The organism is Bradyrhizobium mercantei (assembly GCF_001982635.1).
Taxonomy (GTDB): domain Bacteria; phylum Pseudomonadota; class Alphaproteobacteria; order Rhizobiales; family Xanthobacteraceae; genus Bradyrhizobium; species Bradyrhizobium mercantei.
In genome coordinates this window covers 482323-509274 of record NZ_MKFI01000003.1, presented here as the reverse complement: position 1 = coordinate 509274, position 26952 = coordinate 482323, and the positions used below count along the sequence as shown (strand labels likewise).

The following is a 26952-nucleotide window of genomic DNA, read 5'->3' as shown; positions in this document are numbered from 1 at the left end:
CGTGACCTCTTATGGGTTTGGATCGATGAGCAGCGCCTCGCCGGCCTGCTTCATCTTTTTCATCAGATCGATGGTCGCCTGAAAATTGTCTTCGCCAAACTGTGCGGCCAGCTTCGCCTGCATGGCCCGCCAGCGGGGCAGCGCGCGGGACAGAGTTTGCTTGCCTCGGGCGGATATCGAGATATTCCGCACCCGCCGGTCCACTCCAAATGCGACCTTCACCAGCCCACGGCGCTCGAGTACCGCAATATTGCGGGCAAGCGCGCTCGGGTCCATCGCCATCCTCTCCGCAAGAGCTCCCACGGTCACGGTCCTCTGCCGTGCACAGGCGGCGAGCAGCATAAATTGCGTCGGCTCGATGCCGACGGGCGCAAAGGCCTCGGCATACAGCCGAGTAATCACCCGGCTTGCCTTCCGGACATTGAATGCGGCGCAGCAACTGCCCACCACGGCCAGTTCCTCGGGCATTGGCAACACAACCTGCTTCATCGAGCACCTGCATTATCTGCATATACCGATAATCTATCGGCATATGCCGTTTTCAAAAGGTTAATCACAAAATTCCCACGATTTGCCGGATTCCGATAATCGGATTGATCAAGCAATTAAGGCGGCGCCCTCAATATCCTCTCGAAAGGACATCAACACCGAGCACACGCCAAGGGAGAAGCGCCATGCCTGACATCGCGAACCTCGATCGACGTAAACGTCACCGCCCCACGCTGTCGCTGGCATGCGGAACAGCACCGATCGATTCGTTTGAGCTTTGTAGCGCTCACCGGCAGAAAGCGCGCGAAGCGCTACAAGAGGCGGTTTTCGCTCTTCAGATCACTCATGCCCGGACATCCATCGTGATCGGAAAGATCGAAAATCCGGAGAACCGCAAACAACTACAAGCGCAATCTAGGCGGATCGGGACGTTAATCGACCTCGCCTGGTGCCGACTCGGCGATATCTGAGCGCTGGTGCCCTGTTCAGCTCGGAGGGCGTCGCCTCCTTGCTCATCCGATTGCAGCCGTGATGCTCATTGGCGCCTAAAAGAAAACTCGACAGTCCGATGGGCGCCGAACGTCCAACGCGCCGCCACAAAGGCAACTGCGATCACCGGTCATTGAGCGGCCCGACCTGCCCTCGGGAACGCCGATGACGCGGCCCGGCAGGGAAACTTCCTGCCGGGCTGCCCTGCATGCCGCGACTGGACGTATCGCTCCAAGGAGTCGAAACCGAGAATTCTTCGTTTGCGTTCCTGCTCGACGCCCCCGGGCACGAAGATCATGGCATCCGCCACGAAGCCGGCGCAAAAGGCTGAACAAGGCTTGTCGCTATCTAACAACGCACGACCCACACCGTTCGCGAAAAGGTCCCGCAGCACAGCGCCAGCGATCCAAATATGCCGACCGGCCGTAACCGCCCGCATTGAAGAGTTTGCGTTTGCCTGCACGACAAGCTTCAGTTGCCTCCCACTCGAGACCACAGACACACAGACACCTCTTCTTTGTCGAGCCAAACTCCTATTGATAGAGCTTGCGAAGCACCTTGAGGGCTGCGCGTTGTTCGTCAACGTATTGCTGTACTCGTTTCCGAAGCTCCGCGGATAGCAACTCGGCAGCGTCGCGCTCAATTTCGTCGAGTATTGCTTCGGCATCAGCTAGCAGTATCATCACTCTCTCGACGTGCCTGACACAGCCTCGCTATTTGAGGCGACAGGTTCCAGCAATAGAACGGGAATTGGTCGGACTAGAATTTCAATCTATAGCGGATCGATGGTGGCGCTTTGACCTAGGACAAGGCCCGGGGACTTCTCCATTTGGAGACATTGCGGGCCTCATTTCTGTGCTAAGTGGGCCTTCGCGGGTAGGCGCTCAAGCAAAGCCTCAATCGTTTCATCGAAAGTGTCGGATCGCAGCTCTGCAATTGCGCTACGTCAACGGTTCAAGCGAGTGAGCATGGCACGATGGCTGCATCAGCGGAGTAACTTGCGATATGCGTTGGCTTTTGACCTCGATGATTCGACGGCTGACCTTGATAGGATGGCGAGACATCGCATCCGCCCCGTTCGGTTGCGCGATCCAGCTTGCCGCAATCGATGCCGATCAAGATCCGCTCGGTTTCCCCTGCATTCGGCACGCCGACGGATGGTTCGATGCCACCACGATGCGACCCGTCACAGTGTCCGCGACACACTGGCGCTATTGGCAGCCCGACGTGCTGCCAATGTGCTGCTGCTGACGATGGCGCGGTTTGGCGCCATCAACCGGCTGGTCTCGGTCCTGCTCCTGCGATCTCGGGTGCCGCAATCGCGGCGAACGGACTGGACACTCCTGCTGGCGTTCGCCTGCACCGCATTGACGATCGCATCGGCGGTTTCACTTGTGTATTTTCATTATTTGGACTGACCCTGACCGTTGACCGGCTCATCGTCGGCGATGGCGCGCCATGCCGCGCCATCGAGGTCATCATATTGGCCGCTCTTGAGCGACCATAGAAAGCCGAGTAGCCCGGCAAAGCCAAGCGCGAGCGCCAACGGCACCAGGATGATCAGAACTTCCATCAGCCCATCTCCCTCGTTCGTGCTCTCAGCGCGTTCAGCATCACGATCACCGATGAACCCGACATCGCCGCCGCGGCGATCAGCGGTGTGACCAGGCCGGCAACGGCGATCGGGACCGCCAGCACATTGTAAACGACGGCAAGCCAGAGGTTCTGTCGCATCAAGCGCAACGCCTTGCGCGACACCTTGACCGCGGCCAGCACCGGCGCAAGACGCTCGCCAAGGAAGACAGCATCGGCGACCGCCTGGCTCATATCCGTGGCCGTAACAGGTGACATCGAGGCGTGCGCTGCGGCCAGGGCCGGCGCATCGTTTAGACCATCGCCGACCATCAGCACCTTGCAGCCTTGGCGCGCCAGCTCCTCGATCCGGTCGATCTTGTCGACCGGGGACACCTCGGCACGCCATTCATGCACGCCGAGCACCTCAGCCGCGAGCCGGACCGCGGGCTCGCGATCTCCGGACACGATCTCGACGGCGATGCCCATGTGCGTCAGCGCCGCCACGACCTCGGCCGCGTCCGGCCGCAGCCGTTGCCGAACCGCGAAGGCATATCTGCTCTCGCCATACCTGAATGCGACGACGGATGCTTCCGGATCGTGGCACAGGATCTCGTTGGCCAGGTCATCAGCGCCGCAGAATGACGGGCGGCCCAGCCAGATCGGACGTCCCTCGTAAAGGCCGTAGACACCTTGGCCCGGCTCTTCCTGGATATCGGGCAACGGTGAGGCCACACCCGCCTTACGCGCGACCGCGGCAGCGACCGGATGACGGCTCGAGAGCGCCAGCCGGCCTGCAAGCTGCACGACATCGTCCGGGATTTCCGCGAGATTGGCGACGTCGAGCTCGGGCAGCGTCAATGTACCTGTCTTGTCAAAGATCACCCGGTCGATCTCGGCAGTCCGCTCGATCGCATCGCCGACGTTGAGCAGCACGCCCGAGCCGAATAGCGCACCGGATGCGACGGTCTGCACCGCCGGAATGGCAAGACCTAGTGCGCAGGGACAGGTGATGATCAGGACTGCAATCGCTGTCACGATCGAATCATGAAAGCTCGCGCCATAGGCCAGCCAGCCCAGCATCGTGAGCAATGCGGTGGCGTGGACCACCGGGGCATAGAGCCTCGAGGCGCGCTCCGCCAATCGAAGATAGCGCGAGCGCGCCTGCAGCGCGCGATCGAGCAGCTGAGATATCTCATCCAGCAATGTACCACCCGAGCCGGCCGATGCGCGGACACGCAACGTGCCGGAACGGATCAGCGTCCCCGCAAACACAGCACTGCCAGGCGTCGCCATCGCTGGCAAGGTTTCGCCCGTGATCAGGCTCTGGTCGATCTCCGAGCGGCCTTCGATCACGTTACCATCGACCGCGCAACGTTCGCCGGGCCGCAGCAGCACGACGTCGCCGGGCCGGATCGCAGCTGCCGGGACCGTTCTGATCTCGGTCGGACTGATGAACTTTGTCGCGGTCTCCGCCTTGAGGGCAGCCAGGTTGCCGGCAAAGGCGCGAGTGCGCCGCCGCATGTTCTGGTCGAGATAGCGACCGGCGAGCAGGAAAGCGATCAGCATGATCGCGGCATCGAAATAGGCATGTTCGGCGTGGTTTACGGTCTCGATCACCGAGGTTGCCAGCGCCAAAATGATGCCGATACTGATCGGAACGTCCATGTTGACGCCGCGCGCTCGCAGGGCTGACAGCGCCGACGAGAAGAAGGGCTGCGCCGAATAGGCTGCGGCCGGCAGCACGATCAGCGCCGACAGCCAGTGGAAGAAATCTCGCTGCTCCGGCAGCATGTCGGAGACGTTGCCGGACCACACCGGGACCGACAGCATCATCACGTTCATGGCGGCAAAGGCCGCGACGCCTAGCCTGCGCAACAGGCCTTGCGCACGTCGAGCCTCCAGGGTTTCGGCATCATCGCGCTCGAAGGGATAGGCCTTGTAGCCGAGCTCCGCGAGCCGACTTACGAACAGCGCCGGTTCGAGAGCACCCGCCTTCCATTCCAGCGCAAGGCGACTGTCCGTCAAGTTCACGCGGGCCGAGGTGACGTCCGGTATGGCTGACAGATTGCGCTCGATCTTGGCCATGCAGCCCGCGCAGTTGATGCCCTCGACTGCGAGATCGAGATGCATGAGCCCGGTGCCCGCGCTCTTGAGATAGTGAGAGAAATCGATATCCGCCTGCATGGGATGCACCTTCAGTTCAGCAGGATTCGGTTCTTCGACAGGAACATGCGCCGGCCATCGGCGTCGCCCTCGATTACGAGGTCCCACTGCCCTGCCGCGACGCCTTCGGCGCGGCCGCTATAGCTCCCACCTCCAGCCTCGCCAATCTCGATTGCCCGGTCGGCGCGACGATCGATCGGTCGTTCGAGCCGGGCAAGGAAACTCATCCCCGTAAGCGGTGCGCCGGCGTGGTCGCGCGCCTCGAGTGCAATTGCGGCGCTGCCGTCAGGCCGCCGATCGACATGGGCCTGGACCCGCCAGTCGCGCTCGTTCTGCTGCCTGGCCGCATCGATCTCGCGTTGATAGGCGAGGCTCGCACTGTAGGCGCTGTCGACCTCTGTGCCCGGAAGCGTCGAAATGGCAAGGCGCATCATGACCATATTCACGCTGATGATGACGGCGAAGAATGCGATCGTCGCGACCAGGACGAAACGTCCGGTGATGGGCCGCGCGGCTGGACGAGAGGCTGCCATGACGAGGTTTCCGTGGTTAGGGAAGCACGAAGTGGTCGGTCGCGGAAGCGACCTCTCCGAGGCCGATATCAGTGACGCGGAACGTGACCGGCACCGACTTTTCCGCCTTTTCATCGAACGGCGCCGTCACCAGCACGCGAAGCTCGGTGGTGGTGTCGCGGCCAATGACGATCATCGGCCGGTCTGGCGTCACGGAGTCCGCACCGATGACATGCAGCTTCGCGTCGGCCGGTCCATCGACATCGATCGCGATCACGCGGTCGAAGCCGCGCTTGTTGAGGAAACGTATCGTGTAGCCGTTGCGTATCTCACCGTCGCTGAGACGCACCGCGATGGGATTGCGGTCGTGCAGCACGTTGACGTCGAGCAGCGTCCGCGACATCAGGGCGTAGAGCATCACCGCGCAGACTATAGTGATCAGGCTGGCATAGACGACGGTACGGGCGCGAACGGGCTTGAATATCTCCTGCTTGCCGGCGACGCGCCGCTGAACGTTGATATCGTTATCGTATCCGATCAGACCGGTCTTGCGGCTGACCTTGGTCATGACGGCGTCACAGGCATCGATGCATAGGCCGCACTGGATGCAGCCAAGCTGCGCGCCATCGCGAATGTCGATCCCGGTCGGGCACACCGCAACGCACTGGTTGCAATCGATACAATCGCCGGCCTTCTCGCCGAGCGAGCGAATGTCGAACGCCTTCTTGACCGAGCAACGCGGCTCACCGCGATCGTATTTGTATGTGACGTTGAGTGCCCATTCGTCGGTCAGCGCGGCCTGAATCCGCGGCCACGGGCACATATAGACGCAGACCTGCTCGCGCATATGGCCCGCCAGCAGATAGGTCGACGCGGTCAGGGCCGCGATCCAGATATAGGCGACCGCCGGGGCCTGAAAGGTCGCCAGATCATGCACCAGCGTCGGCGCATCGGCGAAATAGAGCACCCAGGCGCCGCCTGTCCACCAGGCGATCACCAGCCAGATCGCATGCTTCAGCAGGCGGCGACCGGCGCGCTTGACGGTCATCGGCCCCGCATCGGCCTTGATCTGCGCGCGGCGGTCGCCCTCGACGAGACGCTCGACCGCATAGAACAGATCGGTCCACACCGTCTGCGGGCAGAGATAGCCGCACCAGATGCGGCCGCCCAGCGCATTCATCAGGAACAAGGTGAGTGCGGCGAGCACCAGCAGGCCAGTGAAGTAATAGACCTCCTGCGGCCAGAGTTCGATGAAGAAGAAATAGAAGCGGCTATTCGGAAAATCGATCAGAACCGCCTGATTCGGCGCGCCGAGGCCGCGATGCCAGCGCACGAAGGGTAAAAAGTAGTAGACACCGAGACAGACGATCATCAACCGCCATTTGATCGAGCGGAAGCGGCCGGAGACGCTCTGCGGGAACACCTTTTTGCGAGGCGCGTAGAGCGGCCCATCCTCGTCGGTTATGAGTTCATCAGGCGACACGGGCTTGTTCATCGGTTTGCTCGAATGAGGCTATCCTTCAAGCCTACATCCCCGCGCCAAGACTGGAGTTGACCTTGGTCAACGAACCTGCGGGCTCCGCCCTGCGGCGGCGGCTACTTGCCGCCGCCCAGTGAGTGCACATAGACCGCGAGCGCCTTGACCGTGACCGGATCCAGCCGGCCGACCCAGGCGGGCATAACGCCAGCGCGGCCGTTGGTGATGGTCTCGACGAGCGTGTCCTCGTCGGAGCCATAAAGCCAGATCTTGTCGGTGAGATCAGGCGCACCGACCTCCTGGTTACCCTTGCCGTTATCGCCGTGACAGCTGGTGCAATTCTCGGTGAAGATCTTCTTGCCGGCGGCAGCGTCGAATTTCGGCGCGGTGGAGAGACCGGAGAGCGAGCGCACATAGTTGGCGACCGTAACAATCTCGTCCTTCTTGAGAACCCCATCACGGCCGAATGCCAGCATCTGCCCTTCATGCGTCTTTGCGTGTCCCGACCGTGCACCGAACTGGATCGTCTGCATGATCTGGTCGAGCGAGCCGCCCCACAGCCAGTCGTCGTCGTTCAGGTTCGGATAGCCCTTTGCACCGGCGCCGCCGCTGCCGTGGCAGGGCGCGCAATTGTCGGCGAACACGGTCTTGCCGCGGGCACGCGCCAACGCCAGCAGGGCCGGATCCTTCTCGATGTCGGCCAGCGACGCGTTGCCGAGCACCGCCATCTTCTCGCCGCGCAGCTTCTCGAGATCGGCAAGGTCGGTGACGACACTGGCGCGGGTGGAATACTGGAACAAGCCGGTTGTGTAACCCGAGACCAGCGGCCAGGCCGGGTAGACGACCCAGTAGCCGATTGCCCAGATGATCGTCGCATAGAACGTCAGGACCCACCACCGCGGCAGCGGCGTATTGAGCTCCTTGATGCCGTCCCACTCGTGACCGGTCGTGCTGCGGCCGGACACGCGGTCAATCTCGTCGTGCTCGCTCATGATCGTTCAGTCCTCACTCAGCGGCATCCGAGCTGCGGCGTCGAATTGGGTTTTGTTACGGGGCCAAAGCGCGTAGGCGACGATGGCGATGAAGATTCCGACAAAGACAGGGGTCCAGAGCGTGCCGACCAGGCTCGACGCAAAATTCTCGACTTGAATGATTGCTTTCATGCTCGTGCCCTCAGCGCAGGTTGGCTTTTTCGTTGTAGAGCTTGAAGTCGACCAGCGTGCCGAGCATCTGCAAATAGGCGATCAGCGCGTCGAGCTCAGTCGGATTTCCCGCTTTGCCGTCGAAGTTGCGAACCACGGCCTTCGGATAACGCTTCTGGAAAGCGTCGGAGCCGGGACCGTCAGGATCGGTCTGCGCCTTCAGATCGGCGGCCGCGTTGGCGATCTGCTCGTCCGTGTAGGGCACGCCGACTGCGCGATTCGTCCGCAGATGAGCTGCGACGTCGGACGGGTCGATCTCCGTCTTCGCGAGCGCGGGGTATCCGGGCATCACCGACTGGGGGACAATCGACCGCGGATTGATCAGGTGAGTCACGTGCCAATCGTCGGAGTACTTGCCGCCGACGCGCGCGAGATCCGGCCCGGTGCGCTTCGAACCCCACTGGAATGGATGGTCGTACATGCTCTCCGCAGCGAGCGAATAATGGCCATAACGCTCAACCTCGTCGCGGAGTGGTCGAATCATCTGCGAGTGGCAGAGGTAGCAGCCCTCGCGGACATAGATGTTGCGGCCCGCGAGTTCGAGCGGCGTATAGGGCCGCACGCCGTCGACCGCCTCGATCGTGCTCTTCAGGTAGAACAGCGGCGTGATCTCGACCAGTCCGCCGATCGCAATGACCACCAGGATGCCGACGATCAGGATGATCGAGTTCTTCTCAAAGATCTTGTGTCTGTTCCAGAGAGACATTGTGTGACCTATTCGGCAGGCTGAAGGGCGCCGGCACCCTCGGTTTCGCTGGCTCGGCCGGCGTTGACCGTCATCCAGAGATTGAAGGCCATGATCAGGGCGCCGACCAGGAACAGCGCGCCGCCGGCCGCGCGGATGATGTAGAAGGGGTGCATCGCCTCGACCGACTCGATGAAGGAGTATTCAAGGAAGCCGAGCGAGGTGTAGGCACGCCACATCAAGCCCTGCAGGATCCCCGATACCCACATCGCGGAAATGTAGAGCACGATGCCGATCGTCGAGATCCAGAAGTGCCAGTTGACGAGCTTCAGGCTATAGAGCTGGCGATTCCAGAGCCATGGGACGAGGCAGTACAGCGCGCCGAACGACACGAAGCCGACCCAGCCCAATGCACCGGAGTGCACATGGCCGATGGTCCAGTCGGTATAGTGGCTCAGCGAATTGACCACCTTGATCGACATCATCGGGCCTTCGAACGTCGCCATTCCGTAGAAGGCGACCGACACGACCATCATGCGCAACACAGGATCTGTGCGCAGCTTGTCCCAGGCTCCCGACAGCGTCATCAGGCCGTTGATCATGCCGCCCCAGGACGGCATCCAGAGCATGATCGAGAACGTCATGCCGAGGGTCTGCGCCCAATCGGGTAGTGCCGTGTAGTGCAGGTGATGCGGACCCGCCCAGATGTAGAGGAAGATCAGCGCCCAGAAATGGATGATCGACAGCCGGTAGGAATAGACCGGACGCTCCGCCCGCTTCGGAATGAAGTAGTACATGATCGCCAGGAAGCCGGCGGTCAGGAAGAAGCCGACCGCGTTGTGCCCGTACCACCACTGGAACATCGCGTCCTGCACGCCGCCCCAGGCGATGTAGGACTTCGAGCCGAGGAAGGAGACTGGCAGCGCTGGATTGTTGCCGAGATGGAGCACCGCGATCGTGATGATGAACGCCAGGTAGAACCAGTTGGCGACGAAGATATGCGGCTCCTTGCGCTTCACCAACGTCATCAGGAAGACGAGCAGATACGTCACCCAGACGATCGTCAGCCAGAGGTCGGCGTACCACTCCGGCTCGGCGTACTCCTTCGACTGCGTGACACCCAACAAATAGCCGGTACCCGCAATCAGAATGAAGAAGTTGTACCCGACCACGACAAACCAGGGCGCGAGGTCGCCGGCGAGGCGCGTGCGGCAAGTCTTCTGCACGACGTAAAGCGAACTTGCGATCAGAACGTTGCCGCCGAACGCGAAGACCACGGCTGACGTATGCAGCGGTCGCAGCCGGCCGAATGTGGTCCAGGGCAAGTCGAAGTTAAGCGCCGGCCACGCCAGCTGCATGGCAATGATCAGACCCACGGAAAAACCCGCGATGCCCCAGAACATCGCCATGGCGGAAGCGAACTTGATCGGACCGAGATTGTAGTTGGGGCGTCCGCCGATCTCAGCCGGAGGCAGTTCGGCCGGACGATCAAGATAGCGGTTGCCGATCATGATCACGGAGATCAGGCTGGCGGCGCAAGCAAGCGACGCGTGAAAACTGAACGCCGCATCGTGCCCCATCGCCGCGCCGAGAAAGGAGACGAAGGCAAAAACCGCGAGTCCCGATGCCAAACCGGCTTCGCCCATCGTCATCGACTTGGAAATCGACTTGGAAACGGAAGATGGACTTGTCATGTGGAGGCCTTCTTTGGATGCGCTGACGGCATGAAAATCACAGTCTCGCTGCCAGCCGCTTGATCGGCATCAATTTCGGCGCCATGCTGCGTGCCGCCGGCGCCGCGGCTCAGCGCGGTCAGGGTCATTTCATTCGGACAATATTTTGCCGGACTTGCCCGCCGCTCCCGCGCGAGATCCTCGGCGCAGCGTGGCTTATCGCGGCATAGACCGCACACCCGCTGCAGATCACGCAGCACATCGCAATGGGACGACGCGAGCATCTGCTCGGACAAGCCTGCATGCGCAAGACGCTTTCTGAGTAGCTCCGGCGAGCCTTGCTCACGGGCAAGCGCACGAAGGTCCGACGTCGAGAGGTTGAGCTCGTGAGCGATCTCGTCGACCTCTCGGGGCGTCATGAGATCGAATTCGTGTCGCCGAGCAAGAAATGCTCGCAAGCGGCCGAGTAGATTCTCGAATTGCGGCGAGCTATTGCCAGCTGATCGGTCGGTCATTTCTCAAGCCCCGTTCTGGTTCTCCACCTCTAGCGGAGAGATCCGGTCTCCGATTTGATCTTGGTCAAACGCGCAATGTCGCGGCAATCGATCGCGACCGCGCTCAAGATCGCTAGCCGCCCCAGGCTGATTCCAATGCCGGCGGTGTTCGAAGCTCCATGGAGTCGGCAAAGATCGTCCAGTCGCGAACACCCTTTTGTCTGCAGAAGTCGGCTTCGGCCAGTTGTGCAGCCGTGGAAAGCGAGGCGGCGTCGACCTTGAACGCTGCCTGGCAGGCGCGGTGTTCGTGGCCGGTATCGTCGCAAACCGTTTTGATGAAACGAACGTCGAATGATGGCATGGCACCCTCACGTGGGCTGATTCTATCCTCATGCTGCCATTGGCGCGCGATGCCCGTATTGATCTGTCGCAACGGACTGCCCTGAAAGCGGCTGCCTTGTTGCGGAGGACATCCGGGGCGACCAAACCCCTTGAACGACCTCGACCGCAAGGACCACGGGTGACGCGCTTTCCGCGACGTCCAACTCTCATCATCCGGAGCTGAGACCAGATCAGACGAGGTGCTATTTGTGGTGAGATGTCCAGTCCGCGGACGACGGCCGGACCGCCGGTATCGACTTCGTCTTACCGTTGACGGTCCATCCGGCGGCCGCGATCGCGAAACCAATGATCGCGCAGATCGTAAGCAGCGTTGCGGCGATTCCCACGACATCGGCGCCGACCACGGCGGTCGCGATCAACGGGATCAGTATGACTGCGGGACGGATGATCATCCTACCGTCTCCTTCGCCGCTTTGGCGGTCCCCGCTCGTTCGTCTTCCGCGGATTGGATATAGAAGCCGGAATAGGTATCGACGTAGCACAGATGATCGTGCACTTCCTTGACGCCGGCAGCATTCTCCGCGGCAACAATCGCCGCCTGCCTCGCCCGCTCATCCAAGATGACCCCACGGAGATGCACCACGCCGTCGCGCACCGAGACTTGCAGTCCGAGCGGACACCAGTTTGCACCGTCGAGTGCCCGTACGATACGATCGTGGATGTGCTCGTCATCCGCCGTGGGATCCGGAACCTGGTGTGCGATGGACGCTACTGCCCGCAGCAGGTCCGCGCGTGTCACGAGGCCCACGAGGCGCCCATCGCTCATCACCGGCAGGCGCTTAACGCCCTTCTTTTCCATGAGATCGACGAGGTCAGGCAGAGGCGTTTCCTCCGTCACGGTGACGGGATCGCACGACATGATCTCTCCGACCTTCTGCCCGCGCTCGTGGACGAAGTCCGAAGCTGCATAGCCGGAGCCGAGAAGGAACTGAAACCAACGGCCACGCCGGCGTTGCGTGCCGATCTCGCTTCGCCGCAGAAAATCGCTCTCCGACAGGATTCCGACCAGTCTTCCGGCCACATCGACCACCGGCAGGCCACTGATATGGTGATCCATCATCAGCTTGGCGGCATCGAGAATGGATGTCTCGGTTGTAACGGTGATGACGTGTCTTGCCATGATCTGATGTGCGCGCATTTCTGATCTCCTTCCATCGCCCGCGACCAAGGTCACACGCAACAGGCTCATCTGCTTTGATCTCCCTCAACGCCTGCGCTTGACGGAAATCAAGGCGACGCGACCGATGATCGACGATGCTGACGCCCTGTCAGGAGATCAAAATCATGTTGCAGAACCTGCTTGCCTCGATGGGAGTGCTGGCGGTCGTCGTCGTGACGTTCGCCAGGATGCACTTGCCGCCAAGGCGGCCGCTCAGGCAGCCCGCCAAGTCGAGCACCCGCCAGCTCCATCGGCGCCGACCGTTCTAGGCCGCCGCCTGCCCCCGATCCGACCAACCGACCGGAATTTTGACCTGCGTCAAAACGGAGCGCCGCGCCACCGTTTAGGATGGTCATCCGTCAGGATCGCGCAAATGGCAGACATAAGGGCTTGGCGCCCCATCATCTTCTCGTGTCCAAACACCGGCGATCGAGTTCAAGGCCTGCTACCTGCCGACGCATCCGAGCCCCTGGCTGACGAACTGCACTCGATCTCCTGCGCTGCCTGCGACGGCGTCCACTTCATCAATCTGCGAACCGGTGCCGTCGTCAGTCCCAAGCGCAGCTAGCCTGATCGCGAGAATCACGCGGGCCAAAAGCTATCGAGTTGACACGCGTCAACGCGCATGAGCCGCCCGCATGAGAAACAATGCTCCCCACAACGAAGGATGTTGGAAATGACAAACTTTAGCGAAGCCCGTCCCGTCTCCGACGCCATCCAGAGCTACGCGAAGCGCGCGATGGCGGTTCAGTCGGAATTCTCGGAGAAACTGATCGAGGCAAACCGGCACTGGTTCGAGCAGATCCAGATCGAATCGAACGAAGCCTGGGAGCTTTTCCGCAGATTCAATTCCACCGCCTCGGTGGCCGAGAAGATCACTGCTCTGCAGGACTGGGCCAAGGGCGCGACCGCGCGTAGCGCGAACGACGCGACGTACGCGATCGAGACCGCGCGTTCGCTGGGTACGATCGAGCTGAACCTGTTTGCACGAAAGACCCGCGCCGTCGAAGAGGCTATTCAGGAGGCAGCTTGACGTGCCAGGACGAGACGCTCCAGAGCGCCCGGAGAGCGCCCTCAGCGCGACATGGGAGGGGGTCACGACGGCCCCCTTCGATCGAGACCTTGAACTCGCCGTGATCGAGGGCAACGCCATCCACAAGCTCGTCTTCCCCTGCCGCCGCATCCTGGGCGGCTGGGTGAAGGCGGGGACCGCCGAACGCTTCCTGGTACAGCCCACACATTGGCGAGCCTGGGTCAAATAGGCGAGGTCGCAACTGCCTTGGATTGAGCGGCTGGTGGCATGAAGCGTCCGAACGTTGTAGAATTGGGCAGGCTGAGGGTCTCGCCGGGGGAATATGACCGACCGCATCTGGTATCGCTATGGCACTGCCGCGACAGCGGCCGCGCTCGTATTCGCGGTTCGAGCGGGGCTTGATAACTATTTCGAAGACCGAACCTTCACGATCATCTATGTGCCCGCCGTGCTGTTTGCCGCGTTCGCCGGCGGGCGCGGTCCGGCGATCGCCACCACCCTGCTATGCCTCGTCGTCAGCGCCAAATTCCTCGGCAAAAGTCTGGTCACTGAACCTGCGAATCTGATCGATATCGCCTGTTTTGCCGTCCTCGGCCCGATCCTTGGCTTTATGGGCGACCGGCTATTGAAGGAAAGCGATCAGGCGCGAAATCGCCAAGCCCATCTGCAGTCGATCCTCGACACGGTCCCTGACGCCATGATCGTCATCGACGACCACGGCATCATTCGCTCCTTCAGCGCGACAGCCGAGCGCCTGTTTGGCTGGAAGGCGAACCAAGTCGTCGGAAAGAACATTTCGAGCTTGATGCCGCAGCCGTATCGCGGCGAGCACGATCGGTACCTCGAACGTTACCTTACGACCGGCGAGCGGCGCATTATCGGCATTGGCCGCATCGTGGTCGGAGAACGGAGCGACGGCTCGACCTTTCCGATGGAGCTCGCCGTGGGCGAGGCCAAGGTACGCGGAGAACGCTTTTTCACCGGCTTTATCCGCGATCTCACCGAGCGTCGTGCGCAGGAACGGCGGCTTCAGGAGCTGCAGTCCGAGCTGGTTCACGTGTCGCGACTGACCGCCATGGGGGAGATGGCGTCCTCAATCGCGCATGAGATCAACCAACCACTCTCGGCTATCACGAACTACATGCGCGGTGCGAGGGCGCTGCTGACGCCGGAAACGCCGGAAGCTGCCCGCATCCGGGACGCGCTCGAGCGGGCCGCGCAGCAAGCGCTACGGGCCGGCGACATCATCAAGCGTCTGCGCGAATTCGTCGCCAAGGGCGAAACCCAACACTCCCTGGAAAGCCCGGCCACCCTGCTTGAAGAAGCTGTCGCATTAGCGCTGCTCGGCGCCAAGGAGCAGGGCGTCAGGTTCGCGATCCGCAGCGACCGGGACATGCCCTCGATCATCGTCGACAAGATCCAGATTCAGCAGGTCGTGCTTAACCTGATTCGCAATGCGATCGAGGCGATGGCCTCCAGCCCACGCCGCGAATTGACCGTCGGCGTCACCAAGACTAACGGTGTAGCGACGTTCACCATTGCCGATACCGGTCCGGGCATCAGCCCTGACATCGCCGACCGCCTGTTTCAGCCCTTTATCACGACAAAGGAGCATGGCATGGGCGTCGGCCTCTCGATCTGCCGGACCATCATCGAATCCCATGGTGGACGCATCGATGTGATGCCAAACTCTGGAGGCGGCACGGTTTTTCAATTCATCCTCCCGTTCGCGGAGGACGGAGAAGAAGCATGACGACGCGGCGTACAATTCTTGTCATCGACGACGATCCGGCGATGCGGGACTCACTGGCCTTCCTGCTCGATGTCAAGGGCTTTGCCGTCACGACTTATGAGACGGCAACCGAGTTTCTCGATCATTTCGCCAACGGGACGGTCGACTGCATCGTATCCGACATACGCATGCCCGGCATGAGCGGCCTCGAGCTCGTCCGCAAACTCAGGGCTGATGCAGCCACATGTCCGGTCATTCTGATGACCGGACATGGTGACGTCGCACTTGCGGTCGAGGCGATGAAGGCCGGCGCGGTTGACTTCATCGAAAAGCCGTTTGAGGACGACGCTCTGTTGCGTTCAATCGGCGAAGCCCTGCAAACGCAGTCGGCAGCACCGGCCGACGGAACGGTCAAGCGCGACGCTGAAGCTCGTCTGGTGGACCTCTCGCCGCGCGAACGCGATGTCCTACGAGGGCTCGTAGCAGGCAAGATCAACAAGGTGATCGCCCATGACCTTGGCATCAGCCCGCGCACGGTCGAGGTCTACAGAGCGAATCTGATGGCCAAGACCAACGTCCGCAGCATGTCGGAGCTGATGCGGATCGCGATCGCTGCCGGGCTCTAACCGTGGGGCTCCGCTCCCCGAGGCATAAGTAATTGTACGTAATTTTCAATTGGGCGCCGCCGGTACAATAGTGCGCGGATCGCCCAATCGAGTTACAGCAAATGCTCTTCGAAGGCCTCTCGGCATCGCCCGCGCTCGACCTGCAGGCCTATGCCGACATCGATCATTTCCGCGAAAGTGAGCATTATGTGCAGGCTTCGAGCATTCCGCTCACGGCAAAACCATTCTCGGTCCTGCGGGCCAGTCTGTCGTTGCCGTCGGCTACTCTATCTCTCGTACGAACGTTCCCGCGGATCATCAACGGCTACGAGCTGTCCGGGCGTCTCATCTTCGTTGTCCCGATGGACCAAGTCACGTCTGCGCGTCTCAACGGACAAGAGGTCCGTCATTCGATAATCGTTCTCAACAAGAGCGCAAACTGTACGGTGTACGAACCGGAGCCGCGGCTGGTTGCCATTCTCTCCATGCGACCGGAATATCTTGCTCCGAAATGGACAGATTTGAGCGCGGGCTACCTGTTGCTTGTATTGCCACAAGATTCGCTGGCATACCTTCAGACCCTTATACAATCGACGTTGACGTTCGCGGCCCGCCAGTCGAAGCCGGTCAACGGCCACCAGTTGTCGGCAATACAAGGAACATTATTCTCCACGCTCGATGAAGTGCTTCGTCGGGGGGCATTTGAAGGAGGTAAAGCCAATATTGCGGAACGTTACAAGCGGATCATTGATCGCATAGACGATGCAATCTTTTCGAACCCCGCCTCCAACAAGACATGCGATGAGCTAGCAAACGAACTCGGGATCTCGGTTCGCACGCTTCATACCGCGGCACAATCGATCTGTGGCGCCGGTATTAATCAATACCGAAGGCTACGTCAGCTCTGGCTTGTCCGACAGCATTTGCGCATGGGCTACCCCGGCCTCACGGTGAAGGCGACTGCACTGGCCCACGGCTTTTGGCACATGGGCGAGTTCTCAAGGATGTATCGATCTGCCTTTGGAGAAGTACCATCCAGGACGCTCACCGAGGCGCAAGGCAAGCCGCAGCCTTGCGAGTAAAATCGTTCCCGAGAAGCCGTCTCTAGGCCGCTACGGCCCGCGCGCGCTCGGTTGAGAGTATCTCGGACAGTTTTTGCTCGCTCTCTGCCGTCAGATTCAGATTGATCAACACCGAGCCGCGGTCCATACGCCCGACAACACCGCCAAGCCGGAATGAAAGCCCCTCGATCGTCAGCTCGACTGACTCGCCTATCGCTGCGTCCGGCAAGCTGCACTCGATCAATACCGCGCCGAGCGACACGTCACGGACCTCGATACGCTTCGTCTCGCTGCGCCACAACAATGCTCCAGGCCGCCGAAAGGCCACGCGCGAGAACAGCCGGCGATCAACATCGCTTGTCGACGTGCGGATGACACGAATGAGCGTCGTGCGCAGTTCGGCGACATTCTCCGCAATAGCCGTCGATCCATCGTGCATTTCCGAGGCGCGTCGGCCGGTTTCAACCGCTTCGGCCGACACTGATGCAATCTGGGATGCGACCTCCCGGGCGGCGACTGACGTCTCTTCGACCGTCCTCGAGATATCAGCCGTGACGACGTTTTGCTCCTCGACCGCGGCCGAGATTGCGGCTGACACAGATTCGACGCTGCGGATGACCTCACCAATGGTCGTGATGGATGCAACCGAGGCATGCGTCGCTTCTTGGATCTCGTTGATCTGCAACGCGATCTCATTGGTTGCTCGCGCGGTCTGTTCGGCCAGCGACTTCACTTCGGCCGCAACGACCGCGAAACCACGGCCAGCCGTTCCAGCTCGTGCGGCCTCGATTGTGGCGTTCAAAGCCAGGAGGTTCGTCTGGCCGGCGATTTCGCTGATCAGGCTCGTCACAGTGCCTACCTTTGACGCCGCTTCCGACAGCTTGGCGATTGTGGCCTGAGCTTCCGTCGATGCCGTCACGGCCTCCAGCGTCAAGGAACGCGACGTCCCCACCTGATCGGCGATCTGCGATATCGAGGCGGCCAGCTGCGAGGACGCTCTTGCGACGGTCTGGGCATTTGTAAGTGCCTCTTCGGCAGCCGCAGCGACACTGCTGCTGTTTCTCTCCAACGTAAGTGCCGTATCCCTCATCATGGAAGCGTTCCTTGCCATCCGATCCGTACCGGAAGCAACCTCGCCGACAGCGACTTTTGTAGCGTTCTCGACATTTGCGGCCATCTGCTGCAAAGCTGATGCCCGGACTTCCTCGGTCGCGCGGCGCCTCTCTTCGTCCCGCCTCGCCTCGTCACGCACCTTTTCAGAAGCCCTGACCCTGAACTGTTCGATCGAACGCGCCATGTCGCCCAGCTCATCTGGCCGCTCTAGCCCTGGGAGCTTCATGTCGAAATCACCGCCGCTTAACCGGTTGAGGGCGCCCGTCATCGTGACGAGAGCCTTGGATACCCGGCGGGCAAGCAGCAGTGTTACCAGCCCCACGGAAAGTACGATCGCTGCGGCGATCGTGATGATGCTTCGTGCCCGTTCCCAAAGCTGCGCCTGGAGATCGTCGACATACACTCCTGTCCCAATGACCCAATTCCACGGTTGAAAACCCGCGACAAATGATAGCTTCGGCTGAGGTGCATCCAACCCCGGCTTCGGCCACTGATAGTCGACGAACCCTTCGCCCTTCCGCTTCACGATCTCGACAAACTCGACAAAGAGCCGCTTGCCGGTCGGATCCTTAATGTCACGCAAGTCTTTCCCATCGAGCTCCGGCTTGATCGGATGCTTGATCATCGTGGGGCTGAGATCGTTGATCCAGAAGTAATCCCCGTTGCCGAACCTCAATGCGCCGATTCTGGCTGCAGCGTTGCGACGGGCAATGTCTCCATCTACCCCGCGGCCCGCGACGGCATCATGCTCTTCCTGCGCAATGCTCAGAGCCAACTGGGTCAGGTGCTTTAGCTCGCTCTGCCGCTGCCCGCGCAAAGCGTCCGCCAAGTTGCTCGTCTGGATAGCGGCGAGGCCGGCGAGCCCGCAAAAGCTCAGCCCAACAATTGCGTAGATGCGCTGCGCCAGAGAGATCCTGAAATTCATCGCTTTTCACCAACTGATTTACCGCAAACAGGTTGCGAGATCTGACCTGGGTATGGGCATGTCAATATGGACCGCCTGGTCCGGTGCGGACTATTGGGCCGCGAGATTTAGCTCACGTAAAATCCGCTATCGGAATCCTGCAGCAGGGCTCATTTTTCGCATGGCGAGGAGCAGGGCGATCTATCGTCAGTCCGATGAAATGTTGCGCCTCGGCGAATGGTTCCGACCGTAATGTGGGCCGAGATCAATCGCCGATGAGCGCTCGCACATGCTGTCGCGTGGCCGCAAGGCGCCCGAGTAGTTGGTCGTGCTGCTGCTGCAGCTTCGTCCTGGCCTCTCCGGCCGGACACCCGGCGACCATGCCGCTGACCTGGAGCAGTTGCAGTTCGAGCATCAACAACACTTGACGGAAGGAATGGCGAATGTCCGCTCTCCACGCCACCTCTTCGTGGTTCGTCCGACGCGATTGCGGAAAATGCACGAGGTTTCCCATGACGCTCACCAGCCCATCTTCGAGAGGAGGGAGCTCAATGGCAAGCAAGCTCCGTTTCGAACCCTCAACAGCTACGAGATGCGCCTATTCCGCCTTGATGCGGATCAAACGAAATGAGCTGAGGCAGATCAAAATAGCTATCACCGCACAATGCTTTGCTGAGTGACGTCGACCAAACGAGAAAGGGGCATCAATGGACGGGATCACGCATTTCATTGCCCTGCCGTATGACCGGACCGATGGCGGGCTCGTTCCGGGCCCGCAGGCCAAGTGCGGTAGCCCTGCAGCGGCGATAGAGCATGCCAAACATTTATGGAAGACATTCGGCCACGCTGGTGCCGCAGCTATCGTCTGTACCGGCTATCCAGAGCCGAGAACCACCGTGCTGAGGACATATGGAATGGTGCCAAACGACCTGGAACAAGAGCCATCCGCCCCCCATTTGCGGTGAAGGGCAATCTGCGATTCCTTGCGCTGGCTCAAATCGCCGCGCGCCGCCGCATGCTTACATGAAGTTACTAGGACGAGCACCCATACTCCCGTGAGGTTGTCTCGATATTTAATGCCCGGCTCGCTTTTGCCGGGCATCTTTTTGTCCGCCGGAGGGCTGACGACAGAGCGCAGGCAGGTGACGGATGTTGTCCTCAACCGCGTAGCGCCACGCCAATGCAGGCATGCTCACGAAGCGACGCATCACCGGAACTCCTGGAGCGCGAGCGAAACTGACCTCGCGGGCGTCCGGTTCCGTTTGCGGCATCGAGCTTTCCGTTCCTTGAACGTCCCGTGGTGATGCACGTCAGGGGGAACGTTGACGATCCGGTCCGAATTGGCGTGCATCTTTGAGCTGGCTCAAGCCATTCTCGTCATATTCGCCCTCTAACGTGGAACCGATAGCGGCGTCCGAGGTCATCTTCGAATTCCGGGAGAGCGACATGCAATCTGCGACCACTCCAAACGAGCAAGCACGCACGGATGATCTTGAACTGCTCGATCGCTATTGGCGAGCCGCCAATTATCTCTCCGTTGGACAGATCTATCTGCTGGCGAACCCCCTCCTGAAAGAGCCGCTGAAGCCCGAGCACATCAAGCCGCGCCTGCTTGGACATTGGGGCACCACGCCGGGGCTCAATTTCATTTATGCCCACCTCAATCGCGCAATCCGCGCTTCCGACCTCAACGTCATCTATGTCTGCGGTCCCGGCCATGGCGGTCCCGGCATGGTCGCAAACACCTATCTCGAAGGCACATACACGGAAATTTACCCGGAGGTGACGCGCGACGCGGACGGCTTGCGCAAGCTGTTCCGCCAGTTCTCCTTCCCCGGCGGTATTCCGAGCCACGCGGCGCCGGAGACGCCCGGCTCGATCCACGAAGGCGGTGAGCTCGGCTATGCACTGGTTCACGCGTATGGCGCAGTGTTCGACAATCCCGATTTGATCGCTGTTTGCGTCGTCGGCGACGGCGAGGCCGAGACCGGTCCGCTCGCGGCGTCCTGGCATTCCAACAAGTTCTTGAGCCCGGTGCAGGATGGCGCGGTGCTGCCGATCCTGCACCTTAATGGCTACAAGATCGCCAATCCCACCGTGCTGGGGCGGATGGATGACGAGGACATCCGCAGCCTCTTCATCGGCTACGGCTACGAGCCGCTATTCGTCGAAGGCGACGATCCCCGTGCCATGCATCGGTTGATGGCCGACACGCTCGACACCGCGCTCGCCGGCATCCGCTCAATCCGGCAAGCCGCGCGCCGGCAGACCGGCGGCTTCAAGCGTCCGCGATGGCCGATGATCGTGCTGCGCAGCCCGAAGGGCTGGACCGGACCGAAGGAAGTCGACGGGCTGAAGGTCGAAGGCTTCTGGCGTGCGCATCAGGTGCCGATCGCCAATCCACGCGGCAACCCCGAGCATCTGAGACTGCTCGAGCACTGGATGAGCTCCTACGATCCCGACAAGCAGTTCGATTCGAAGGGCCGGCTCGTGCCCGAATTGCAAGCCCTTGCGCCCGCAGGGAACCGTCGGATGGGAGCGAACCCGCACGCAAATGGGGGCCTCCTGAAGCGGGAATTAAAGCTGCCGGATTTCCGGGCGCATGCAGTCGAGGTCATCGCACCGGGTGGCGCCGCCGCCGAAGCCACGCGAGAACTCGGCAAGTTCTTGCGCGGGGTCGTGGAGCTGAATGCGGAGGCCCGCAATTTCCGCATCATGGGGCCGGACGAAACCGCATCCAACCGGCTCGACGCGGTGTTCGAGGCCACCGACCGGGTTTGGATGGAGGGCATCGAGCCCTATGACATCCATCTGGCTCACGACGGGCGAGTGATGGAAGTTCTAAGCGAGCATCTCTGTCAGGGTTGGCTCGAGGGCTACCTTCTTACCGGTCGCCACGGTTTCTTCTCCTGCTATGAGGCCTTCATCCACATCGTGGATTCGATGTTCAACCAGCATGCCAAATGGCTGAAGGTCTCGCGGGCGCTACCCTGGCGGCGGCCGATCGCGTCGCTGAACTATCTCCTCACCTCGCATGTCTGGCGTCAGGACCACAATGGATTCAGTCATCAGGATCCCGGCTTCGTCGATCTCGTCACCAACAAGAAGGCCGATATCGTCCGCGTCTACTTCCCGCCCGATGCGAACAGCCTGCTCTGGGTCGCAGACCATTGCCTGCGCACCTATGACCGCATCAACGTGATTGTCGCCGGCAAGCAACCCGCGCCGCAATGGCTCTCGATGTGCGATGCGATTACCCATTGCGAGGCGGGCATCGGCATCTGGAAGTGGGCCGGCACCGAAGCAGTCGACGCCGAGCCAGACGTGGTGATGGCCTGCGCCGGCGACGTTCCGACGCTGGAGACGCTCGCCGCCGTCGATCTGCTCCGCAGGACGCTGCCGAAGTTGAAGATCCGCGTCGTCAACGTGGTCGACCTGATGACGCTGCAGCCGACGGACCAGCATCCGCACGGCCTGTCCGACCGCGACTTCGACAGCCTGTTCACCCGCGACAAGCCTGTCATCTTCGCCTATCACGGCTATCCCTATCTGATCCATCGCCTGACCTACAGCCGCACCAATCACGACGGAATGCACGTGCGGGGCTTTGCGGAGGAAGGCACCACCACGACGCCGTTCGACATGGTGGTCTTGAACGGCCTCGACCGCTTCCATCTCGCCATCGAAGCAATCGAGCGTGTGCCGGGGCTCGACATCGCGGCCGCCCATGTCAAGCAGCAGTTCCGTGATGCCCTGATCGAGCATACGCGCTACGTGCGCGAGCATGGCGAGGACATGCCGCAGATCCGTGACTGGGTCTGGCCCTACAACACGAAAGACCACAAATCCATTGACTGAGGCAGGGACCACGCGCGCGAGAGAGAGACCGTCTATGTCCGACAGCGTCCTGGTGCTCAACGCCGGCTCGTCCAGCATCAAGTTCGGCCTGTTCGACATCGCGCCGGCCGAACCAAAGCTGCAATGCAGGGGCCTGCTTGACGAGCAGGAGAAGACCCCGCGCATCGTGGTGATCGATGCCTCGGGCAAGCAGCTGTTCGAGAAGCGCCGCGCGACCGGCACGTTGGAGGACAACGGCCTGCTCAGCGACATATTTGCCTGGATCGAGGATTATCTCGACGGCAGCAGGCTCGCCGCCGTCGGCCACCGCATCGTCCATGGCGGGCGCGAGTTCTATAGACCGGTCGTCATCGCAGAACAGACTCTCGCTGCGCTGGAGGCGTTGACGCCGCTTGCGCCGCTGCATCAGCCGCGCTGTCTGGCGCCGGTCCGGGCCGTGCTGTCGCTGCAGCCGGAGCTGACGCAGATCGCCTGCTTCGACACGGCTTTCCATCACCGCCTGGCGCCGCCGGTGAGCCGCTTTGCCATTCCGCGGCAATTTGAGGAGCGTGGCATCCGCCGCTACGGCTTCCACGGCCTCTCCTTCGAATACGTTGCCAGCCGGCTCGCCGCGATCGCGCCGCAATGGGCCGACAAGCGCGTCGTCGTAGCACACCTCGGCAATGGTGCGAGCCTCTGCGCCTTGCGAAAGGGCGACAGCGTCGACACCACAATGGGGTTGACCCCACTCGATGGTCTCGTGATGGGCACACGCTGTGGAACGATCGACCCCGGCGTGCTGCTTTATCTCATGCAGGAAGAGAAAATGTCGGTCGACGACGTGCAGCACCTGCTCTACGAACGTTCGGGTCTGCTCGGCGTCTCCGGGGTGTCAGCCGACATGCGCGCCCTGCTGGCGAGCCACGATCCTGCAGCTCGCGGAGCCGTCGATCTCTTCACATTTCGCGTCGCCGCCGAAGTCGCCGTGATGACAAATACCCTCGCCGGCCTCGATGGCCTGGTGTTCACCGGCGGCATCGGCGAGCACGCCGCGGAAATCCGTCAGAGCATCTGCGATCGCCTCTCCTGGCTCGGGGTCAGCGTCGATGCGGCCGCAAATGCTCAGGGCGCGCAGCGTATCGCCGCGAAGGGCAGTCCGGTCGACGTACTGGTCATTCCGACCAATGAGGAAGTTAGTATTGCCCGCCATTGCCGCAGCCTGCTGGCCACAGGTCGCTAGGCCGGGGCGCCCTTGGCACGGCGGCAGCCGCCGGGCAAGTTCTGATCCATGGCGATCGTTGTGAGACGCTGCAGCGGTCAGTCCGTCGCCGCAATCCACATCACGAGCTCCCGTGCGAGGGTGCCGAAAGCCTTATCGAATGCAGCGGCCGCCTCGGACGGTGCAAGTGAGCCAATTCCTTCCGAACTCTCGAGAAGCTTTGCAGCCTTCACCATACCATTTCGATCCACGATCTTCGCGGACAAGGAAATCGTCGCGCGCGGTTGGGACCCCTGCACAATGTCGAACCGGCGCAGGTCGATCAGCAGACGCGGCGCACCTTCTATGCCGCTGTCGGCGCGCAGTGGCGCATGCTCGACGTCATAATTCTCGAAGCTCTGCAGCAACCTCGCCTGCACCAGCACCGGGAGACTGTCGCTCCACTGCGCACCTTCGAAGCCCTGGGCTTCCTCATCGGGCGTGAACAAAAAGCGCTGAGTCTGGAGGCGGGCGATCGCGGTCGGCTCCGCTATGACCAGCTGCTCGGGCAGATTCGCATGCCGTTGCGCGCCGAAGCTATCCACTGCGCGAAGATCATACGACACCTTGCGCGGCGCGGGCGTACCACCGCCGGTCATGCGCTCAAGTCCGGCAACAATTCCATCGAGCTTCGGCGTGTTGCGCGCGAGGCCTTCGGCGAACGTGCTGAGATTGTCGATCGTGCTGTGCAGCGGCGCGGCGTTGTCGGACAGGACGGCATCGACCCGGCGTAGCGCATCGCGGGCGGCCTGCGTCATGCTCCGCCCGGCGCCCTTTTCGGCCACCAGAGGTTCGCGTGCCGGCGACGCCTGGGGATCATCGCCGCCTTCCAGCGCGATCACCGGAACACCGGTCAATCCCTGAAAATCGAGGCCGACACGCGTATCGGTATGCACCGGCGTGCGCTCGGCGACTGCGATCCTGGCGCGAACTTCGCGCGGGCGTTCCGGAACCAGTTCAAGGGCTGTGACCTCGCCGACGCGGATGCCGTTGAAGAGAACGCCTGCCCCGACGAGCAGCCCCGGCACGGGATCGGTAAAGACGAGCTGGTATGTCTCCCGCTTTCCGATTCCGCCGAAATTATTCAGCCAGTAGACGAAGGCGAAAACGGCGACGATCGCTGACAATACGAATGCACCAACGACAATGTAGGGCGCGCGGATTTCCATGTGCGTCTCTCTCTGCCTAGTTGCCGAGGCCAAGCTTTTGCGCCCGGGCTCCATGAAAATAAGCCTGGACCCAGGGGTGATCGGACTTGAGCACCGATGACAGCTGGCCGATTGCCGCGATCCTGCCGTCGGCAAGCGCGGCGACGCGGTCGCAGATGGCTTGCAGGCTGTTCAAGTCGTGCGTCACCATGAACACAGTGAAGCGCAACGTCCGATGTAGCGTCCGGATCAAGGTATCGAATTCACCCGCTGCGATGGGATCGAGTCCGGACGTCGGCTCATCGAGAAACAACAGCGAAGGATCGAGCGCCAGTGCCCGCGCGAGCGCAACCCGCTTGGTCATGCCGCCCGAGAGCTCGGACGGATACTTGTCCCCGTCTTCGCGCGTCAGACCGACCATCTCGAGCTTGGCGTCCGCAATTTCCTCCAGCAGCCCTGGCGACAGCCGCGCGCGCTCGCGCAGCGGAAACTGGATGTTCTGGCGCGCCGTCAAGGCCGAGAATAGCGCCCCCTGCTGGAACAGCACGCCCCAGCGGCGTTCGCCCTCGCTGTCGCCCGCGAAGTCAATCTGCCCGCTCCGCTTCGGAAGCAAGCCGACCAATGTCCGCATCAGAACCGACTTTCCGCCGCCCGACGCGCCCACGAGGCCGAGAATTTCGCCATCGGTCACGTCGAGATCGAGATGATCGAGGATGATCTTCTCGCCGAATCCGACCACGAGGTTGCGGATATGAATCGCTGGCGTGTCGGCCATGACTACATCCCGATCGAGGCAAAGAAGACCGCAAACAGGCCGTCGAGGACGATCACGAGAAAGATCGACTTCACGACCGACGCAGTGGTCTGCTGTCCAAGCGACTCCGCGCTGCCCTTGACGCTCAATCCTTCCACCGCCGCGACAAGTCCAATCACGAGCGCCATGAATGGCGCTTTGATGATACCGACCTCGAAATGAGTGATCGAAACCGCGTCATGAAGCCGTGCGATAAAAATCGCTGGACTCATACCGCCATAGAGCCAGGCGATAAGCCCGCCACCATAAAGCGCCGCGAGCGAACCGAGAAAAGCGAGGATCGGCAACGCCACCACGAGTGCCAGGATTCGCGGCAGGATCAGGACTGCAACGGGATCGAGCCCCATGGTGCTGAGCGCGTCGATCTCCTCGCGCATTTTCATCGCGCCGATCTCGGCGGTATAGGCGCTTCCCGAGCGTCCTGCCACCATGATGGCCACGATCAGCACGCCGATCTCGCGCAGCACGAGGATGCCCACCATGTCGACGACGTAGGACTCCGCGCCGAAGCGACGGAAATGGAAGATGCCCTGTTGGGCAATGATGGCGCCAATCAAGAACGTGATCAGCACCATGATCGGTACCGCTTGCCATCCCACCCGGCCGAGCTGATAAACGGTCGATGTCAGGCGAAACGAGCGCGGATGCTTGAAGATGCCAAGCAGCGCTGTGCTGAAGGCGCCAAGCATATGCAGGAATGCCGCCGAATCCGACGCCAGCCGCCTGCTGCCGCGGCCAAGCTGATCGATCCTCTGCAGCAGCGGGTTGACCGATCGGCGTTCGGCGGGGCCGGAACGGTTCAGTCCTCGCACCTCTTCCAGCAGGTCGCCATATGGACCATCGGCAGCGGTGAGGGATGCTCTAGCCGCACCGCCGCGGGCCAGCCTTTCGAGCAGCCAAGCCCCAACCGTGTCGAGTGCGGTGACGCGACGCAGATCAATCGCCCCGATGTCGGTGCGCGCCGCCCTCTCGCACAGCCGCTCCAAGCGCTCGACATTGGCAACGTTCCAAGCGCCGCATGCGGTTAGCACGCGCGGATCGTCCGGATTCGCTGTCAATGCCGGTACGTTGAGCAAGGGACCAACTCCAAATTCGTCCATCAAGCATAGGAGGCTGGCGCCGGCGGT

The 26952-nt window shown here is 61.5% G+C and carries 28 protein-coding genes; 9 read left to right on the top strand and 19 right to left on the bottom strand.

Annotated elements, in window-relative coordinates; all coding sequences use genetic code 11:
- Window positions 1-9: 9 nt before the first annotated feature.
- On the bottom strand, window positions 10-489 hold the full coding sequence (locus BI327_RS15945; protein WP_083742094.1) for a MarR family winged helix-turn-helix transcriptional regulator: 480 nt from the start codon (window positions 487-489) through the stop codon (window positions 10-12).
- A 185-nt stretch (window positions 490-674) separates the two neighbouring features.
- On the opposite strand from BI327_RS15945, the gene BI327_RS41675 reads away from it, so the two are divergent.
- A complete protein-coding gene (locus BI327_RS41675; RefSeq protein ID WP_143271613.1) occupies window positions 675-959 on the top strand; it encodes a hypothetical protein in 285 nt (94 codons plus the stop codon).
- Window positions 960-1511: 552 nt separating this feature from the next.
- On the opposite strand, the gene BI327_RS42720 is transcribed toward BI327_RS41675, so the two are convergent.
- The gene (locus BI327_RS42720) at window positions 1512-1661 is read right to left on the bottom strand and encodes a hypothetical protein (RefSeq protein ID WP_167386874.1); all 150 of its coding nucleotides are present in this window, start codon (window positions 1659-1661) and stop codon (window positions 1512-1514) included.
- A gap of 555 nt (window positions 1662-2216) precedes the next feature.
- On the opposite strand from BI327_RS42720, the gene BI327_RS15930 reads away from it, so the two are divergent.
- Entirely contained in the window at window positions 2217-2396 is a 180-nt protein-coding gene (locus tag BI327_RS15930; RefSeq protein WP_076861469.1) for a hypothetical protein, read from the top strand.
- Here the strand turns inward: BI327_RS15930 and ccoS are convergent.
- The 12 genes from ccoS to BI327_RS15870 all read right to left on the bottom strand — a co-directional run bounded on the left by ccoS (window position 2384) and on the right by BI327_RS15870 (window position 12299).
- Entirely contained in the window at window positions 2384-2551 is a 168-nt protein-coding gene (ccoS, locus tag BI327_RS15925) for a cbb3-type cytochrome oxidase assembly protein CcoS (protein ID WP_076861467.1), read from the bottom strand. The two genes, BI327_RS15930 and ccoS, sit on opposite strands and share 13 nt — an antisense overlap.
- The gene (locus tag BI327_RS15920; RefSeq protein WP_076861465.1) at window positions 2551-4737 is read right to left on the bottom strand and encodes a heavy metal translocating P-type ATPase; all 2187 of its coding nucleotides are present in this window, start codon (window positions 4735-4737) and stop codon (window positions 2551-2553) included. The genes ccoS and BI327_RS15920 overlap by 1 nt, the downstream gene beginning before the upstream one ends.
- A gap of 11 nt (window positions 4738-4748) precedes the next feature.
- Entirely contained in the window at window positions 4749-5249 is a 501-nt protein-coding gene (locus tag BI327_RS15915; RefSeq protein WP_076861463.1) for a FixH family protein, read from the bottom strand.
- Between the two features lie 16 nt (window positions 5250-5265).
- Window positions 5266-6723: a cytochrome c oxidase accessory protein CcoG gene (ccoG, locus tag BI327_RS15910; protein ID WP_076861461.1), complete on the bottom strand. Its 1458-nt coding sequence runs from the start codon at window positions 6721-6723 to the stop codon at window positions 5266-5268.
- Between the two features lie 101 nt (window positions 6724-6824).
- A complete protein-coding gene (ccoP, locus tag BI327_RS15905; protein WP_076861459.1) occupies window positions 6825-7697 on the bottom strand; it encodes a cytochrome-c oxidase, cbb3-type subunit III in 873 nt (290 codons plus the stop codon).
- Between the two features lie 6 nt (window positions 7698-7703).
- Window positions 7704-7868, bottom strand: coding sequence for a cbb3-type cytochrome c oxidase subunit 3 (locus BI327_RS15900; protein ID WP_076861457.1), 165 nt, complete (start codon window positions 7866-7868; stop codon window positions 7704-7706).
- A gap of 10 nt (window positions 7869-7878) precedes the next feature.
- Window positions 7879-8613, bottom strand: coding sequence for a cytochrome-c oxidase, cbb3-type subunit II (ccoO, locus tag BI327_RS15895; RefSeq protein ID WP_076861454.1), 735 nt, complete (start codon window positions 8611-8613; stop codon window positions 7879-7881).
- Window positions 8614-8621: 8 nt separating this feature from the next.
- A complete protein-coding gene (ccoN, locus tag BI327_RS15890) occupies window positions 8622-10244 on the bottom strand; it encodes a cytochrome-c oxidase, cbb3-type subunit I (protein ID WP_089025493.1) in 1623 nt (540 codons plus the stop codon).
- Between the two features lie 38 nt (window positions 10245-10282).
- A complete protein-coding gene (locus BI327_RS42340) occupies window positions 10283-10780 on the bottom strand; it encodes a hypothetical protein (protein WP_159450457.1) in 498 nt (165 codons plus the stop codon).
- Window positions 10781-10892: 112 nt separating this feature from the next.
- Window positions 10893-11120, bottom strand: a complete 228-nt coding sequence (locus BI327_RS15880; RefSeq protein WP_076861449.1) for a hypothetical protein — start codon at window positions 11118-11120, stop codon at window positions 10893-10895.
- A gap of 223 nt (window positions 11121-11343) precedes the next feature.
- Complete coding sequence (locus BI327_RS15875; RefSeq protein ID WP_076861446.1) at window positions 11344-11553, bottom strand: hypothetical protein; 210 nt, start codon at window positions 11551-11553, stop codon at window positions 11344-11346.
- Window positions 11550-12299, bottom strand: coding sequence for a CBS domain-containing protein (locus tag BI327_RS15870; protein WP_076862163.1), 750 nt, complete (start codon window positions 12297-12299; stop codon window positions 11550-11552). Before BI327_RS15870 ends, BI327_RS15875 begins: the two co-directional genes overlap by 4 nt.
- A 146-nt stretch (window positions 12300-12445) precedes the next feature.
- Here BI327_RS15870 and BI327_RS42715 point away from each other — a divergent pair, with 146 nt between their 5' ends.
- From BI327_RS42715 to BI327_RS15845, 5 genes are all read left to right on the top strand, one after another.
- Window positions 12446-12589 carry a hypothetical protein gene (locus BI327_RS42715; protein ID WP_167386873.1) on the top strand — a complete coding sequence of 48 codons (144 nt, stop codon included), beginning with the start codon at window positions 12446-12448 and terminating at the stop codon, window positions 12587-12589.
- A gap of 398 nt (window positions 12590-12987) precedes the next feature.
- Entirely contained in the window at window positions 12988-13353 is a 366-nt protein-coding gene (locus BI327_RS15865; protein ID WP_245334828.1) for a hypothetical protein, read from the top strand.
- A 322-nt stretch (window positions 13354-13675) separates the two neighbouring features.
- Complete coding sequence (locus BI327_RS15855; protein WP_076861440.1) at window positions 13676-15106, top strand: PAS domain S-box protein; 1431 nt, start codon at window positions 13676-13678, stop codon at window positions 15104-15106.
- Entirely contained in the window at window positions 15103-15711 is a 609-nt protein-coding gene (gene fixJ / locus BI327_RS15850; RefSeq protein ID WP_076861438.1) for a response regulator FixJ, read from the top strand. The genes BI327_RS15855 and fixJ overlap by 4 nt, the downstream gene beginning before the upstream one ends.
- A 101-nt stretch (window positions 15712-15812) precedes the next feature.
- Entirely contained in the window at window positions 15813-16772 is a 960-nt protein-coding gene (locus BI327_RS15845; protein ID WP_076861436.1) for an AraC family transcriptional regulator, read from the top strand.
- Between the two features lie 22 nt (window positions 16773-16794).
- Here BI327_RS15845 and BI327_RS15840 read toward each other — a convergent pair whose 3' ends face one another.
- Together BI327_RS15840 and BI327_RS15835 are read right to left on the bottom strand one after the other, a co-directional pair.
- The gene (locus BI327_RS15840) at window positions 16795-18789 is read right to left on the bottom strand and encodes a methyl-accepting chemotaxis protein (RefSeq protein WP_076861434.1); all 1995 of its coding nucleotides are present in this window, start codon (window positions 18787-18789) and stop codon (window positions 16795-16797) included.
- Between the two features lie 244 nt (window positions 18790-19033).
- Entirely contained in the window at window positions 19034-19282 is a 249-nt protein-coding gene (locus BI327_RS15835; protein WP_245334827.1) for a hypothetical protein, read from the bottom strand.
- A 932-nt stretch (window positions 19283-20214) separates the two neighbouring features.
- On the opposite strand from BI327_RS15835, the gene BI327_RS15825 reads away from it, so the two are divergent.
- Both BI327_RS15825 and BI327_RS15820 read left to right on the top strand, forming a co-directional pair.
- Window positions 20215-22626 carry a phosphoketolase family protein gene (locus BI327_RS15825; protein WP_076862162.1) on the top strand — a complete coding sequence of 804 codons (2412 nt, stop codon included), beginning with the start codon at window positions 20215-20217 and terminating at the stop codon, window positions 22624-22626.
- Window positions 22627-22660: 34 nt separating this feature from the next.
- A complete protein-coding gene (locus BI327_RS15820) occupies window positions 22661-23845 on the top strand; it encodes an acetate/propionate family kinase (protein WP_076861429.1) in 1185 nt (394 codons plus the stop codon).
- 77 nt (window positions 23846-23922) lie between these two features.
- On the opposite strand, the gene BI327_RS15815 is transcribed toward BI327_RS15820, so the two are convergent.
- The 3 genes from BI327_RS15815 to BI327_RS15805 are packed head-to-tail and all read right to left on the bottom strand — an operon-like array spanning window position 23923 to window position 26925.
- Window positions 23923-25032 (bottom strand): ABC-type transport auxiliary lipoprotein family protein, encoded by a 1110-nt coding sequence (locus tag BI327_RS15815; RefSeq protein WP_076861427.1) that lies wholly within the window; start codon window positions 25030-25032, stop codon window positions 23923-23925.
- Window positions 25033-25048: 16 nt separating this feature from the next.
- The gene (locus BI327_RS15810) at window positions 25049-25786 is read right to left on the bottom strand and encodes an ABC transporter ATP-binding protein (protein WP_076861425.1); all 738 of its coding nucleotides are present in this window, start codon (window positions 25784-25786) and stop codon (window positions 25049-25051) included.
- Between the two features lie 2 nt (window positions 25787-25788).
- Window positions 25789-26925 (bottom strand): MlaE family ABC transporter permease, encoded by a 1137-nt coding sequence (locus tag BI327_RS15805; RefSeq protein WP_076861423.1) that lies wholly within the window; start codon window positions 26923-26925, stop codon window positions 25789-25791.
- Between the last annotated feature and the right edge of the window lie 27 nt (window positions 26926-26952).